The 12,772-nt window shown below is 71.5% G+C and carries 11 protein-coding genes; 10 read left to right on the top strand and 1 reads right to left on the bottom strand.

Annotated features, from left to right (window positions below):
• Positions 1-195 precede the first annotated feature (195 nt).
• The 10 genes from AC0VY3_RS24615 (at position 196) to AC0VY3_RS24570 (ending at position 12,277) form a co-directional block, all read left to right on the top strand.
• Positions 196-600, top strand: a complete 405-nt coding sequence (locus AC0VY3_RS24615; protein ID WP_030079892.1) for a cell division protein SepF — start codon at positions 196-198, stop codon at positions 598-600.
• A 116-nt stretch (positions 601-716) separates the two neighbouring features.
• Entirely contained in the window at positions 717-1,076 is a 360-nt protein-coding gene (locus AC0VY3_RS24610) for a nucleotide pyrophosphohydrolase (RefSeq protein ID WP_181010882.1), read from the top strand.
• A gap of 124 nt (positions 1,077-1,200) precedes the next feature.
• Entirely contained in the window at positions 1,201-1,701 is a 501-nt protein-coding gene (locus tag AC0VY3_RS24605; protein WP_103509307.1) for a DUF6099 family protein, read from the top strand.
• 83 nt (positions 1,702-1,784) lie between these two features.
• The gene (locus tag AC0VY3_RS24600; RefSeq protein ID WP_030079886.1) at positions 1,785-2,708 is read left to right on the top strand and encodes an LLM class F420-dependent oxidoreductase; all 924 of its coding nucleotides are present in this window, start codon (positions 1,785-1,787) and stop codon (positions 2,706-2,708) included.
• A gap of 96 nt (positions 2,709-2,804) precedes the next feature.
• Positions 2,805-3,722 (top strand): homocysteine S-methyltransferase, encoded by a 918-nt coding sequence (gene mmuM / locus AC0VY3_RS24595; protein ID WP_475550614.1) that lies wholly within the window; start codon positions 2,805-2,807, stop codon positions 3,720-3,722.
• 96 nt (positions 3,723-3,818) lie between these two features.
• On the top strand, positions 3,819-5,324 hold the full coding sequence (locus tag AC0VY3_RS24590) for a 3' terminal RNA ribose 2'-O-methyltransferase Hen1 (protein ID WP_475550613.1): 1,506 nt from the start codon (positions 3,819-3,821) through the stop codon (positions 5,322-5,324).
• The gene (locus tag AC0VY3_RS24585) at positions 5,321-7,966 is read left to right on the top strand and encodes a polynucleotide kinase-phosphatase (protein ID WP_475550612.1); all 2,646 of its coding nucleotides are present in this window, start codon (positions 5,321-5,323) and stop codon (positions 7,964-7,966) included. The genes AC0VY3_RS24590 and AC0VY3_RS24585 overlap by 4 nt, the downstream gene beginning before the upstream one ends.
• 57 nt (positions 7,967-8,023) lie before the next feature.
• Positions 8,024-9,259 carry an arginine deiminase gene (locus AC0VY3_RS24580; RefSeq protein WP_103509305.1) on the top strand — a complete coding sequence of 412 codons (1,236 nt, stop codon included), beginning with the start codon at positions 8,024-8,026 and terminating at the stop codon, positions 9,257-9,259.
• Between the two features lie 117 nt (positions 9,260-9,376).
• Positions 9,377-10,381 (top strand): ornithine carbamoyltransferase, encoded by a 1,005-nt coding sequence (argF, locus tag AC0VY3_RS24575; RefSeq protein ID WP_475550611.1) that lies wholly within the window; start codon positions 9,377-9,379, stop codon positions 10,379-10,381.
• A gap of 408 nt (positions 10,382-10,789) precedes the next feature.
• Positions 10,790-12,277, top strand: coding sequence for an amino acid permease (locus tag AC0VY3_RS24570; RefSeq protein ID WP_475550610.1), 1,488 nt, complete (start codon positions 10,790-10,792; stop codon positions 12,275-12,277).
• Here the strand turns inward: AC0VY3_RS24570 and AC0VY3_RS24565 are convergent.
• Positions 12,228-12,677 (bottom strand): ATP-binding protein, encoded by a 450-nt coding sequence (locus AC0VY3_RS24565; protein WP_030079871.1) that lies wholly within the window; start codon positions 12,675-12,677, stop codon positions 12,228-12,230. The genes AC0VY3_RS24570 and AC0VY3_RS24565 overlap by 50 nt on opposite strands.
• Between the last annotated feature and the right edge of the window lie 95 nt (positions 12,678-12,772).

Below are 12,772 nucleotides of genomic sequence, written 5' to 3'. Positions count from 1 at the left end.
GGAAGCGCCAGGTGCGGGAGGCCGGATGCGATAAGGGTGGGAACCGGAAGCGATACGGGTGAGTACCGGAAGTGACACAGAGGCCGACTTCGCCGTGTCGTTGGTACGCCGAACGGGTGAGGGACGAGAGGATTGCCCGATGAACAGTGAGTGCAGCCGGCGGCGACCCGACCGGCTCGACGACGGGGTGGCCGCGTGAGCAGGTACGACAGGTACGACAGATACGACGCCACCGACGAACAGTGGGAGGGGCTCGCCCAGGTCGTACCGCTGCGCGGCCGCGACGAGTGGCCGTCCCGGATCGACCACCGCACCGTCCCGGACGAGCGCGCCGCCGAACAGCGCCGCCTCGTCGTGCTGCGGGTGCAGGTCTTCGCGGACGCGCGCGAGGTCGCCGAGTACCTGGTCGCCCAGGTGCCGGTGCTGCTCGACCTGACGGCGGCGGAAACGGACGTGGCGAAGCGGATTCTCGACTTCAGCAGCGGTGTGGTCTTCGGCCTCGGCAGCGGCATGCACCGCGTCGATCGCAATGTCTTCCTGCTCGCGCCGGTCGGCATGGAGGTCGAGGGGGTCACGCCCGCGGGTATCGCCCACTCGTAGGAAGCGGCAGCCGGGGCGGCAGCCGGCTCGGACCGCCGCCCCCGGCCGCGCACGTGCCTCCGCTTCCGCGGGCGGGCGAGAGGGCGCTGTCGGTGGCCGGTGATAGACCTGGGGCTGTGACGGACATCGATGTGGCAGAACTCCAGCGGCGGCTGGCCGCGTTCGCGGCGGCGCGGGACTGGGGGCAGTACCACACCCCGAAGAACCTGGCGGCCGCGCTCAGCGTCGAGGCCTCCGAACTGCTCGAGATCTTCCAGTGGCTGACGCCCGAACAGTCGGCGCGGATCATGGAGGACCCCGGATCGGCCCACCGGGTCGCCGACGAGGTGGCGGACGTGCTCGCCTATCTCCTGCAGTTCTGCGAGGTGTTGGGCATCGACCCGACGGCGGCGCTGGCGGCCAAGGTGGAGCGGAACGAGAAGCGATTCCCCGTGCCGGGCGCTCCGGAACCCCGCGATCGTCACTCTTCGGAGTGATCGAGATATCCACATTCGACTTCCTGTCCACAGATTTCCGATTTCCTCTGGCCTTACGGTGCTGTCTACCTCACTGTGGGTAATGAATGAGGTGAGCGGGTTTTCGTACGGACGGGGGAGACACATGGAAGCGGAGCGACTCATCGAGGCGGGTCGGCGGGCTCTGGCGGGCAGCCGGGGCGCGCTGGACGTCATGGCGGAGGCCTGGCAGGCACAGGCGATCGCCCGGGCGATCGGCAGCCGGCTGGCGCTGTACGGCCCGGTGGAATTACGGAGCGAGGCGCGGGCGCTGGGGGAGATCGGCGCCGGATGCTCGGCGCTGGACCATCCGTCGGTGCTCTCCGGCGGCGCCAGGGCGGCCCAGCTGTCCGGGATCGCCGATGTGCGGCCGGCCCTGGCGGGACTCGCGCTGCTGCTGGGCGAGGCCGGCATCGCGCTGGTCGGGGTGGCCTGCGACACGGGGGAGGACGGTCTGTACTGGCAGTGCATCGAGGCCATGGACGCGGCCGACGAATCACTGGACCGTGTGCACGGGATGCTGAGACGGCTGGCGGAGCGGGAGAGGGAGCGCGACGGCCCCTACGGCGGCATACGCGGCCCCGCGCCGTCGGCGGCGGGGCCCTGAGGAGCCCGGGGAGAGGTGGAGATATCGAGGGGCCCGGCCGGGCCGGTCAGGAGGACCGGGAGCCGGAGGGGCAGGATGGAGGCATGGATCTTCGCATCTTCACCGAGCCCCAGCAGGGGGCCGACTACGACACCTTGCTCACCGTCGCCAAGGCCGCCGAGGACCTGGGCTTCGACGCCTTCTACCGCTCCGACCACTATCTCCGCATGGGCTCCGGCGACGGCCTGCCCGGACCGACGGACGCCTGGATCACCCTGGCCGGGCTGGCGCGCGAGACCCGGCGGATCCGGCTCGGCACGCTGATGACCGCCGGCACGTTCCGGCTTCCGGGGGTGCTGGCCATCCAGGTCGCCCAGGTCGACCAGATGTCCGGCGGCCGGATCGAACTGGGCCTGGGGGCGGGCTGGTTCGAGGAGGAGCACAAGGCCTACGGCATTCCGTTCCCGAAGGAGAAGTTCGGCCGCCTGGAGGAGCAGCTCGCGATCGTCACCGGCCTGTGGGCGACGGAGGTCGGCAAGACCTTCAGCTATGACGGGACCTACTACCAGCTCACCGACTCGCCCGCGCTGCCCAAGCCCGCCCAGGCCAAGGTGCCTGTCCTGATCGGCGGCCACGGCGCGACGCGCACGCCGAGGCTCGCCGCGCAGTACGCCGACGAGTTCAACATTCCGTTCGCCTCGCTGGAGGACAGCGAGAAGCAGTTCGGCCGGGTCCGGGCCGCCGCGCAGGCGCACGGGCGCTCACCGGACGACCTCGTGTACTCCAACGCGCTGATCGTCTGCACCGGCAAGGACGATGCCGAGGTCGCCCGCCGGGCGGCGGCCATCGGCCGGGACGTGGAGGAGCTCAAGGCGAATGGGCTGGCGGGATCGCCCGCCGAGGTCGTCGACAAGATCGGCCGCTACGGGGCGATCGGCTCGTCGAGGATCTATCTCCAGGTCCTCGACCTCGACGACCTGGACCATCTGGAACTGATCTCCTCGCAGATCCAGTCCCAGCTGACCTGACCTGACCTGACCTGACCTGACCTGACCTGACCTGACCTGACCTGACCTGACCTGACCTGACCTGACCTGACCCGAACGAAGGAGGAGGTGGTGGCCGTGAGTACCGGCAGCACGCTCGCCGAGGCACTGGACGCCGGGCCCGTCCTGCTGGACGGCGGGCTCTCCAGCCAACTGGAGGCGCAGGGCTGCGACCTGTCCGACGCGCTCTGGTCGGCCCGGCTGCTGGCCGACGCGCCGGAACAGATCGAGGCCGCTCACCTCGCCTACCTCCGGGCCGGGGCACAGGTGCTCATCACGGCCAGCTATCAGGCCACCTACGAAGGGTTCGGGCGGTACGGGATCGACCGGGCCGGGGCAGACGCCCTGCTCGCCCGCAGCGTGGAGCTGGCCCGGCGCGCCGCCGCCGCGGCGCGCCGGGCCGGACCCGGGCGGCGGACCTGGGTCGCCGCATCCGTCGGGCCGTACGGGGCGATGCTCGCGGACGGCAGCGAGTACCGGGGGCGCTACGGGCTGAGCGTCCGGGAGCTGGAGCGGTTCCACCGCCCCCGGGTGGCGGCGCTGGCCGCCGCCGGGCCCGACGCCCTGGCGCTGGAGACGGTGCCCGACCTGGACGAGGCCGAGGCGCTCGTCCGGGTGGCCGAGGAGACCGGACTGCCGTACTGGCTCTCCTACAGCGTGGCGGGCGGCCGGACCCGGGCCGGCCAGCCGTTGGAGGAGGCGTTCGCGGTGGCGGCGGGGCGGGCGTCGGCCCTCGCGGTCGGGGTCAACTGCTGCGAGCCGGAGGAGGCGCAGGAGGCCGTGGAGCAGGCGGTGGCGGTCACGGGCAGGCCCGCGGTGGTCTATCCGAACAGCGGGGAGGGCTGGGACGCCGGAGCGCGCGGGTGGACCGGGCGGTCCACCTTCGATCCGGGGCGGGTGCGGGCCTGGACCGGGGCCGGGTCCCGGCTGGTCGGGGGCTGCTGCCGGGTGGGGCCGGACCTGATCACGGAGCTGGCCGGGCGGCTGGAGAGCTAGGAAAGCCCCGGGAAGTCCCGGGTGCGTCGCGGGGGTGTCCTGGAGTACGGCGAAAATGCCTGGTGGGGGCGGGGGGTGAGGATCATACTCGGACAGGTGTTCCTGACAATCGGTACGACCGGCACCCCTGAACGCCCCGCCACGGATCTGGGCTTCCTGCTGCACAAGCATCCCGACAAGGCGCAGACGTTCTCCACCTCGCACGGCACCGCGCACGTCTTCTACCCCGAGGCGTCCGCCGAGCGCTGCACGGCCGCACTCCTGCTGGAGGTGGATCCGGTGGCGCTGGTGCGGCGCGGCAAGGGCAAGGGCCGGGGAGGCGCGCCCGACGCGGCGCTCGCGCAGTATGTCAACGACCGCCCCTACGCGGCGTCCTCGCTGGTGTCGGTCGCCATCTCCGCCGTGTTCAAGTCCGCGCTCGGCGGTGTCTGCCGGGCCATGCCGGAGCGGGCCGGAAGCCCGTTGCCGCTACGGATCGAGGTGCCCGCCCTGCCCGCCCGGGGCGGTGCCGAGCTGGTGCGCAAGTTGTTCGCGCCGCTCGGCTGGGAGCGGGTCGAGGTCACGGCCGTACCGCTGGACGAGCAGTTCCCCGCGTGGGGCGACTCGCGCTATGTACGCCTGGTGCTGGAGGGCGAGTTGCGGCTCGCCGACGCGCTGCGACAGCTCTATGTCCTGCTGCCGGTGCTCGACGACGCCAAGCACTACTGGGTCGCACCCGACGAGGTGGACAAGCTGCTGCGGGCCGGGGAGGGCTGGCTGGCCGACCATCCCGAGCGGACGCTGATCACCCGGCGCTATCTGTCCCGGCGCTGGGGGCTCACCCGCCAGGCCGAACAGGCCCTGGAGCTGGTCCGGCTCGCCGAGTCGGACGACCTCGACGTGGAGAGCGTCGACAACGCGGTGGACGAGAACACCGACACCGAGGAGAAGCCGGTGCCGCTCGCCGCGCAGCGGCGCACCGCGATCCTCGACGCGCTGCGCGCCGCCGGGGCGAGCCGGGTGCTCGACCTCGGCTGCGGGCAGGGCCAGTTGGTGCAGGCGCTCCTCAAGGACGTGCGGTTCACCGAGATCGTGGGCGTCGACGTCTCGATGCGCGCCCTCACCATCGCCTCGCGCAGGCTGAAGCTGGACCGGATGGGAGAGCGCCAGGCGGACCGGGGCACCCTGCGGCAGGGTTCGCTGACCTACACGGACAAGCGGCTGGCGGGCTACGACGCGGCCGTGCTCAGCGAGGTCGTCGAGCATCTGGACCTGCCCCGGCTGCCGGCCCTGGAGTACGCGGTGTTCGGCGCGGCACGACCGGGGACCGTGCTCGTGACCACGCCGAACGTCGAGTACAACGTCCGCTGGGAGACCCTCCCGGCCGGACACGTCCGGCACGGCGACCACCGCTTCGAGTGGACCCGCGCCGAATTCCGGGACTGGGCCGGGCAGGTGGCCGAACGGCACGGATACACCGTCCGGTACGAGCCGGTCGGGCCGGACGACCCCGAGGTGGGGCCGCCGACCCAGATGGCCGTGTTCACCCGCACCACCGAGCAGACCGGCAAGACCGACAAGACCGAGCAGACCGAGAAGAAGAAGGAGGCGGAAGCCGCATGAACAGCGACCACAGCACCACCGGCGCGGAGACCGCCGAGACCGCCGAGACCGCCGAGACCGCCGAGACCGCCGAGACCGTCGGCCGGGCCACCGCCGCCGCCCAGAGCCCCGTGCGCACCCTGCCGGTGACCGACCTCTCCCTCGTCGTTCTCATCGGCGCCAGCGGATCGGGCAAGTCCACCTTCGCCCGCAAGCACTTCAAGCCGACCGAGGTCATCTCCTCGGACTTCTGCCGGGGCCTGGTCGCCGACGACGAGAACGACCAGAGCGCCAGCCGCGACGCCTTCGACGTGCTGCACCACATCGCCGGCAAGCGCCTGGAGGCCGGACGGCTCACCGTGATCGACGCCACCAGCGTCCAGTCCGAGAGCCGCAAGCAGCTCGTCCAGCTGGCCCGGAAGTACGACGTCCTGCCCATCGCCATCGTCCTCGACCTCCCAGAGGAGGTCTGCGCCGCGCGCAACGCGGCCCGCCCCGACCGGGCCGGCATGCCGCGCCACGTCATCCAGCGGCACCGCCGCGAGCTGCGGCGTTCCCTGCGCGGCCTGGAGCGCGAGGGTTTCCGCAAGGTGCACGTCCTGCGCACCGAGGAGGAGGCCGAGAGCGCCGAAGTCGTCCTGGAGCGCCGCTTCAACGACCTGCGCCACCTCACCGGCCCGTTCGACATCATCGGGGACATCCACGGCTGCCGCTCCGAGCTGGACACCCTGCTCGGCAAGCTCGGTTACGTGGACGGCGCCCACCCCGAAGGCCGTACCGCCGTCTTCGTCGGCGACCTCGTCGACCGGGGCCCCGACAGCCCCGGGGTGCTGCGCCGCGTCATGTCCATGGTGGCGTCGGGCGACGCCCTCTGCGTTCCCGGCAACCACGAGAACAAGCTCGGCCGCTATCTCGCGGGCCGCAAGGTCCAGCTCACCCACGGACTCGCCGAGACCGTCGAGCAGCTGGAGCGCGAGGACGCCGAACACCCCGAGTTCCGGGGGCAGGTGCGGGAGTTCATCGACGGGCTTGTCAGCCATTACGTCCTGGACGAGGGCAAGCTGGTGGTCTGTCACGCCGGGCTGCCCGAGAAGTACCACGGCCGCACCTCCGGCCGGGTCCGCTCGCACGCGCTGTACGGGGACACGACGGGGGAGACCGACGAGTTCGGCCTGCCCGTGCGCTACCCGTGGGCCGAGGAGTACCGGGGCCGTGCCACCGTGGTCTACGGCCACACCCCGGTGCCCAGCACCTCTTGGATCAACAACACCATCTGCCTGGACACCGGGGCCGTCTTCGGCGGGAAGATGACCGCGCTGCGCTGGCCGGAGCGCGAACTCGTCGACGTACCCGCCGAGAAGGTCTGGTACGAGCCGGCCAAGCCGCTGGCCACCGAGGCGCCCGGGGGCCGGGAGGGCCGGCCGCTGGACCTCGCCGACGTCCAGGGCCGCCGGGTGGTGGAGACCCGGCACATGGGGCGCGTCGCCGTGCGTGAGGAGAACGCCGCCGCCGCGCTCGAAGTGATGAGCCGGTTCGCCGTCGACCCGCAGCTCCTCCCGTACCTCCCGCCCACCATGGCCCCCACCGCCACCTCCCGCGAGGACGGCTTCCTGGAGCACCCGGCCGAGGCCTTCGCCCAGTACGCCGCCGACGGTGTGCAGCGGGTCGTGTGCGAGGAGAAGCACATGGGCTCCCGGGCCGTCGCCCTGGTCTGCAAGGACGCGGAGGCGGCGACCGCGCGCTTCGGCACGACCGGTCCCACCGGCGCGCTGTACACCCGCACCGGCCGCCCCTTCCTGGACGACCCGGCCATGACCGAAGCGGTCCTGGACCGGCTCCGTACCGCCGTCACCGCCGCCGGGCTCTGGGCGGAGTGGGACACCGACTGGGTGCTCCTGGACGCCGAACTGATGCCGTGGTCGCTCAAGGCCGGCGGGCTGCTGCGCTCGCAGTACGCCGCCGTCGGCGCGGCCTCCGGCGCGGTCTTCCCGACGGCCGTCGCCGCCCTGGAGCAGGCGGCCGCCCGGGGCGTCGAGGTGGCGGAGCTCACCGGGCGCCAGCGGGACCGGGCCCACGACGCGGCCGCGTTCACCGAGGCCTACCGGCGCTACTGCTGGCCCACCGAAGGGCTGGACGGGGTGCGCCTGGCCCCGTTCCAGATCCTCGCCGTCCAGGGCCGCTCGATGACAGGCGTCCCGCACGACGAGCAGCTCGCCTGGCTGGACCGGCTGGTGGAGCACGACCCGACCGGGCTGCTCCAGGTCACCCGCCGGCTCGTCGTCGACACCGGCGACGAGGCCTCCGTGCGCTCCGGTGTCGACTGGTGGCTGGAGATGACCGGACGCGGCGGCGAGGGCATGGTCGTCAAGCCGCTCGGCGCCCTCGTCCGGGACGCCAAGGGCCGGCTCGTCCAGCCCGGCATCAAGGTGCGTGGCCGGGAGTATCTCCGCATCATCTACGGCCCCGAGTACACCCGTCCGGAGAATCTGCAGCGGCTGCGCTCCCGGTTCCTCGGCCACAAGCGCTCGCTGGCGCTCCGGGAGTACGCGCTGGGCCTGGAGGCGCTGGACCGGCTGGCGGAGGGCGAGCCGCTGTGGCGGGTCCACGAGGCGGTGTTCGCCGTCCTGGCCCTGGAGTCGGAGCCGGTGGACCCCCGGCTCTGAACGAACCGATGAGCCGTTCGCCGGGTGAACGGCGCTCCGCGCGGTGAGGATGAAGGCATGGGATTCCATGTCGACTCCGAAGCCGGGCGGCTGCGCCGCGTCATACTGCACCGCCCCGATCTGGAGCTGAAACGGCTCACCCCCAGGAACAAGGACGCGCTCCTGTTCGACGACGTCCTGTGGGTGCGCCGCGCCCGGGAGGAGCACGACGGGTTCGCCGATGTGCTCCGCGATCGTGGGGTCGCGGTGCACCTCTTCGGCGATCTCCTGCGCGAGTCCCTCGACATCCCGGTCGCCCGGCGGCTCGTGCTGGACCGGGTCTTCGACGAGAAGGAGTACGGCCCGCTCGCCACCGAGCATCTGCGGGCCGCCTTCGAGGAGTTGTCCTCGCAGGAGCTGGCGGAGGCGCTGGTCGGCGGCATGACCAAGCGGGAGTTCCTGGAGCGGCACAGCGAGCCGACCTCGGTCCGCTTCCATGTGATGGACCTGGACGACTTCCTGCTGGGCCCGCTGCCCAACCACCTGTTCACCCGCGACACCTCGGCGTGGATCTACGACGGGGTCTCCATCAACGCGATGCGCTGGCCGGCCCGGCAGCGTGAGACCGTCCACTTCGAGGCCATCTACCGCCACCACCCCCTCTTCACCGGCTCGGAGGCGGGCGCCTTCCACCACTGGTCGGAGGGCCAGGACGACTACCCCTCGACCATCGAGGGCGGTGACGTCCTGGTCATCGGGCAGGGCGCGGTCCTGATCGGGATGAGTGAGCGCACCACCCCGCAGGCGGTGGAGATGCTGGCCCGGGGCCTCTTCGACGCCGGTTCGGCGCGCACGATCGTGGCGCTCGACATGCCGAAGGCCCGCGCGTTCATGCACCTGGACACGGTGATGACGATGGTCGACGGCGACACGTTCACCCAGTACGCCGGTCTCGGCATGCTCCGCTCGTACACCATCGAGCCCGGCAGCGGCCCCCGGGAGCTGAAGGTCACCGACCATCCGCCCGAGCACATGCACCGGGCCATCGCCGCCGCACTCGGCCTCGACTCCATCCGCGTGCTCACCGCCACCCAGGACGTCCACGCGGCCGAGCGCGAGCAGTGGGACGACGGCTGCAACGTCCTCGCGGTGGAGCCCGGTGTCGTCGTCGCGTACGAGCGCAACGCCACGACCAACACCTATCTGCGCAAGCAGGGCATCGAGGTCATCGAGATCCGGGGCAGCGAGCTGGGCCGGGGGCGTGGCGGGCCGCGCTGTATGAGCTGCCCGGTCGAGCGGGACCCGGTGGCCTGAAGGGCTACGAGAACGCGCACCACCATGGGGGCTGTATAGGGATGCGGTCCATCGTATAGACTTCCAGTTCTGCCGTGCGCAGTGCGCCGATCCCCGCCCGACCCAGGAGCAGTCATCATGGCCATAGACCTCACCGGCCGCCACTTCCTCAAGGAGCTGGACTTCACCTCCGAGGAGTTTCTCGGCCTGGTCTCGCTGGCCGCCGAGCTCAAGGCGGCCAAGAAGGCCGGGGTCGAGGTCCAGCGGCTGCGCGGGAAGAACATCGCACTGATCTTCGAGAAGACCTCGACCCGTACGCGCTGCGCGTTCGAGGTCGCCGCCGCCGACCAGGGCGCCTCCACCACCTACCTCGACCCCTCGGGCTCCCAGATGGGCCACAAGGAGTCCGTGAAGGACACCGCCCGGGTGCTCGGCCGGATGTTCGACGCGATCGAGTACCGGGGCGACAGCCAGCAGGCCGTCGAGGAGCTGGCCGCGTACAGCGGGGTGCCGGTCTTCAACGGGCTCACCGACGACTGGCACCCCACCCAGATGCTCGCCGACGTGCTCACCATGGCCGAGCACGGTGACGGGCCCGTCACCGAGACGGCCTTCGCCTACCTCGGCGACGCCCGTTTCAACATGGGCAACTCCTACCTGGTCACCGGTGCCCTGCTCGGCCTGGACGTCAGGATCGTCGCCCCCGAGGCCTACTGGCCGGACGAGGCCGTCGTGGCGCGGGCCCGGAAGCTCGCCAAGGTCAGCGGCGCGACGATCACCCTCACCGCCGACGTCGCCGAAGGCGTGCGGGGCGCCGACTTCGTCGCCACCGACGTCTGGGTCTCGATGGGGGAGCCCAAGGAGGTGTGGGCCGAGCGCATCGCCGCGCTCGGCCCGTACGCCGTGACGATGGACGTCCTGCGGGCCACCGGCAACCCGGACGTGAAGTTCCTGCACTGCCTGCCCGCCTTCCACGACCTCGGCACCCAGGTGGGCCGGGACATCCACGCCAGGTACGGGCTGACCGAGCTGGAGGTCAGCGACGAGGTCTTCGAGTCCGCGCACTCGGTCGTCTTCGACCAGGCGGAGAACCGGATGCACACCATCAAGGCCGTACTGGTGGCCACGCTGGCCGGAAAGTAGCCACGCCCGCACGGCACCCGGTACGCATACGGGGCAGCGGTGCGTACGCATACGGGGCAGGGGTTCGCATGCTCATACACCGGATTGGGTGAACATGCGTGCTGGTGGCTACGATGTCGGCTCTTGGTGGGGTTCGGACCCGGGGGAGACCCCCTGCGGGGCCCGAGCCCCTTGGGGCGTGTCTGGCAGATCATGACCGGGGCCACGACGCCTGGCACGGCACCTCGCGGCGTTGCCGAAACACCCGAATCGCTCCGCGATGAGGGCGTTCCGGCGCCTTGCGATGCACCGCACCAGACGCCGCGGCCTATCCGGTCCTGATCCGCCGGACACGCCCTGCCTGTGCCGCCGCGCGCCGGCGCACGGGGCCGTCCCCCCACTGCACCACCAGAGATGAGAACGTCCCGCATGAGCACCGGTCTGCCGCGATCCGGCACCCCGAAGCCCTCCGGCCCCCACCCGTCGGGCCTGCGCCGCAAGAGCCCCGAGCAGCTCATCGCCGAATCCGGCGGCGACCTGGAGGGCCACGGCCTCAAGCGCACGATGGGCCTCTTCCAGCTCGTCTGCTTCGGCGTCGGCGCGATCGTCGGCACCGGCATCTTCGTCGGGCTCTCCGACAGCGTCGCCAAGGCCGGGCCCGCCGTCGTGATCTCGTTCGTCCTCGCGGCGATCACCTGCATCTTCACCGCCCTGTCCTTCGCGGAGCTCGGCAGCGCCATCCCGGTCTCCGGAAGCTCGTACTCCTTCGCGTACGCGGCCCTCGGCGAGCGCACCGCCTTCCTCGTCGGCTGGTGTCTGCTGCTGGAGTACGGCGTCTCGGTCTCCGCCGTGGCGGTGGGCTGGAGCCAGTACGTCAACGAGCTGCTGAACAGTCTGTTCGGCTGGGAACTCCCCGCGGCCCTGTCCTCCGGGCCCGGCGACGGCGGAGTGGTCAACCTGCCCGCGGTCGTCGTGATCGCCATGGCCGCCACCCTGCTGGTGCGCGGCGTCCGCGAGAGCGCCACCGCGACCGCCGCCATGGCGGTCCTCAAGATCGGCATCCTGATCGCGTTCTGCGCCGTGGCGTTCAGCGCGTTCCAGGACGACAACCTCATGCCGTTCGCCACCCACGGGCTCGGCGGAATCACCGCCGGCGCGTCGCTCGCGTTCTTCTCCTACATCGGCTTCGACGCCATCACCACCGCCGGCGAAGAGGTCAAGAACCCCCGGCGGAACATTCCGATCGCCATCCTGATCTGCATCGGCGTCGTCACCCTGCTCTACAGCGCGGTGGCGCTCTCGGCCATCGGCGCGATCGGCTCGGACGCCGTCGCCGACAAGAGCGCGGCCCTCTCGATCGCCGTCAACGAGGTCACCGACTCCTCGGTCGGCGGCGGCATCATCGCCTTCGGCGCGGTCGTCGCCATCGCCTCGGTGGTGCTCGCCGTGATGTACGGGCAGACCCGCATCCTGATGTCGATGTCCCGCGACGGACTCATCCCGCGCGTCTTCGAACGGGTCTCGCCCAAGACCCACACCCCGGTCGTCAACACCTGGATCGTCGCCTGCGTCTTCGCGGTCCCGGCCGCGTTCGTCTCGCTCGACGTCGTCGTGAACCTGACGACCATCGGCACGCTCGCCACGATGGTCGCCGTCAATATCGCGGTGGTCGTGCTCCGCCGCCGCAACCCCGAGCTGAAGCGGACCTTCCGGGTGCCGCTCTACCCGGTCAGCCCGCTGCTGGGCGTCGTGTTCTGCCTGTATCTGATGTACGGGACCGGCTGGACGACCTGGGTCCAGTTCGCGGTCTTCCTGGTCGTCGGCTCGCTCCTGTACGCCGGCTACGGCCGCAAGCGCTCCCGGCTGGTCAGCTCCCCGGGGACGGACCCGGCTGCGCCGGTATCGCCGGAAGCGTGAACCACACGGCCTTGCCGTGCTCCGTGGTGCGGTGACCGCACGCGGAGCTGAGGGTCCGGATCAGCAGCAGGCCGCGGCCGTGCTCCTGCCAGGGGTCGACCTCACAGCCCGGCTGCGGCCGGGAGAGGTCGCCCGGCGGGGCGGGGTCGCGGTCGTGCACCTCGACCTGACAGCCGGTGGGCAGCAGCTCCACGACCAGCTCGATGGGCTCGCCGCCCCGCGTGTGCTCGACCGCGTTGGCCACCAGCTCGGCGGTCAGCAGCTCGGCGGTGTCGCTGTCGGCCGGGGCGTCGATGTCCGACAGTGCCGTACGGACGAGAGCGCGCGCGATCGGCACGGCCGCGGTGGAGTGCGGCAGGGCGATGCGCCAGGAGGCGGGAACGGGGACGTCGGGCGGCACGGCAGGGTTTCCGTTCGGGAGCGGGTCTTCCTGAAGCGGGAGGTCTCGGCCCTCGGGTACGCGTTCTTGCGGGGTTCACGCCGTACTCGTGTCGG

It is taken from the genome of Streptomyces sp. iso_384 (assembly GCF_056172905.1).
The sequence above is the reverse complement of the archived record's forward strand: the minus strand, read 5'-3'. Positions and strand labels throughout refer to the sequence as shown.

Excerpts from the sequence above, each read along its gene's own strand:
- AC0VY3_RS24605 (WP_103509307.1), top strand. The coding sequence starts at position 1,201 with ATGGAAGCGGAGCGACTCATCGAGGCGGGTCGGCGGGCTCTGGCGGGC.
- AC0VY3_RS24600 (WP_030079886.1), top strand. The coding sequence starts at position 1,785 with ATGGATCTTCGCATCTTCACCGAGCCCCAGCAGGGGGCCGACTACGAC.
- AC0VY3_RS24585 (WP_475550612.1), top strand. The coding sequence starts at position 5,321 with ATGAACAGCGACCACAGCACCACCGGCGCGGAGACCGCCGAGACCGCC.
- AC0VY3_RS24580 (WP_103509305.1), top strand. The coding sequence starts at position 8,024 with ATGGGATTCCATGTCGACTCCGAAGCCGGGCGGCTGCGCCGCGTCATA.
- argF (WP_475550611.1), top strand. The coding sequence starts at position 9,377 with ATGGCCATAGACCTCACCGGCCGCCACTTCCTCAAGGAGCTGGACTTC.
- AC0VY3_RS24570 (WP_475550610.1), top strand. The coding sequence starts at position 10,790 with ATGAGCACCGGTCTGCCGCGATCCGGCACCCCGAAGCCCTCCGGCCCC.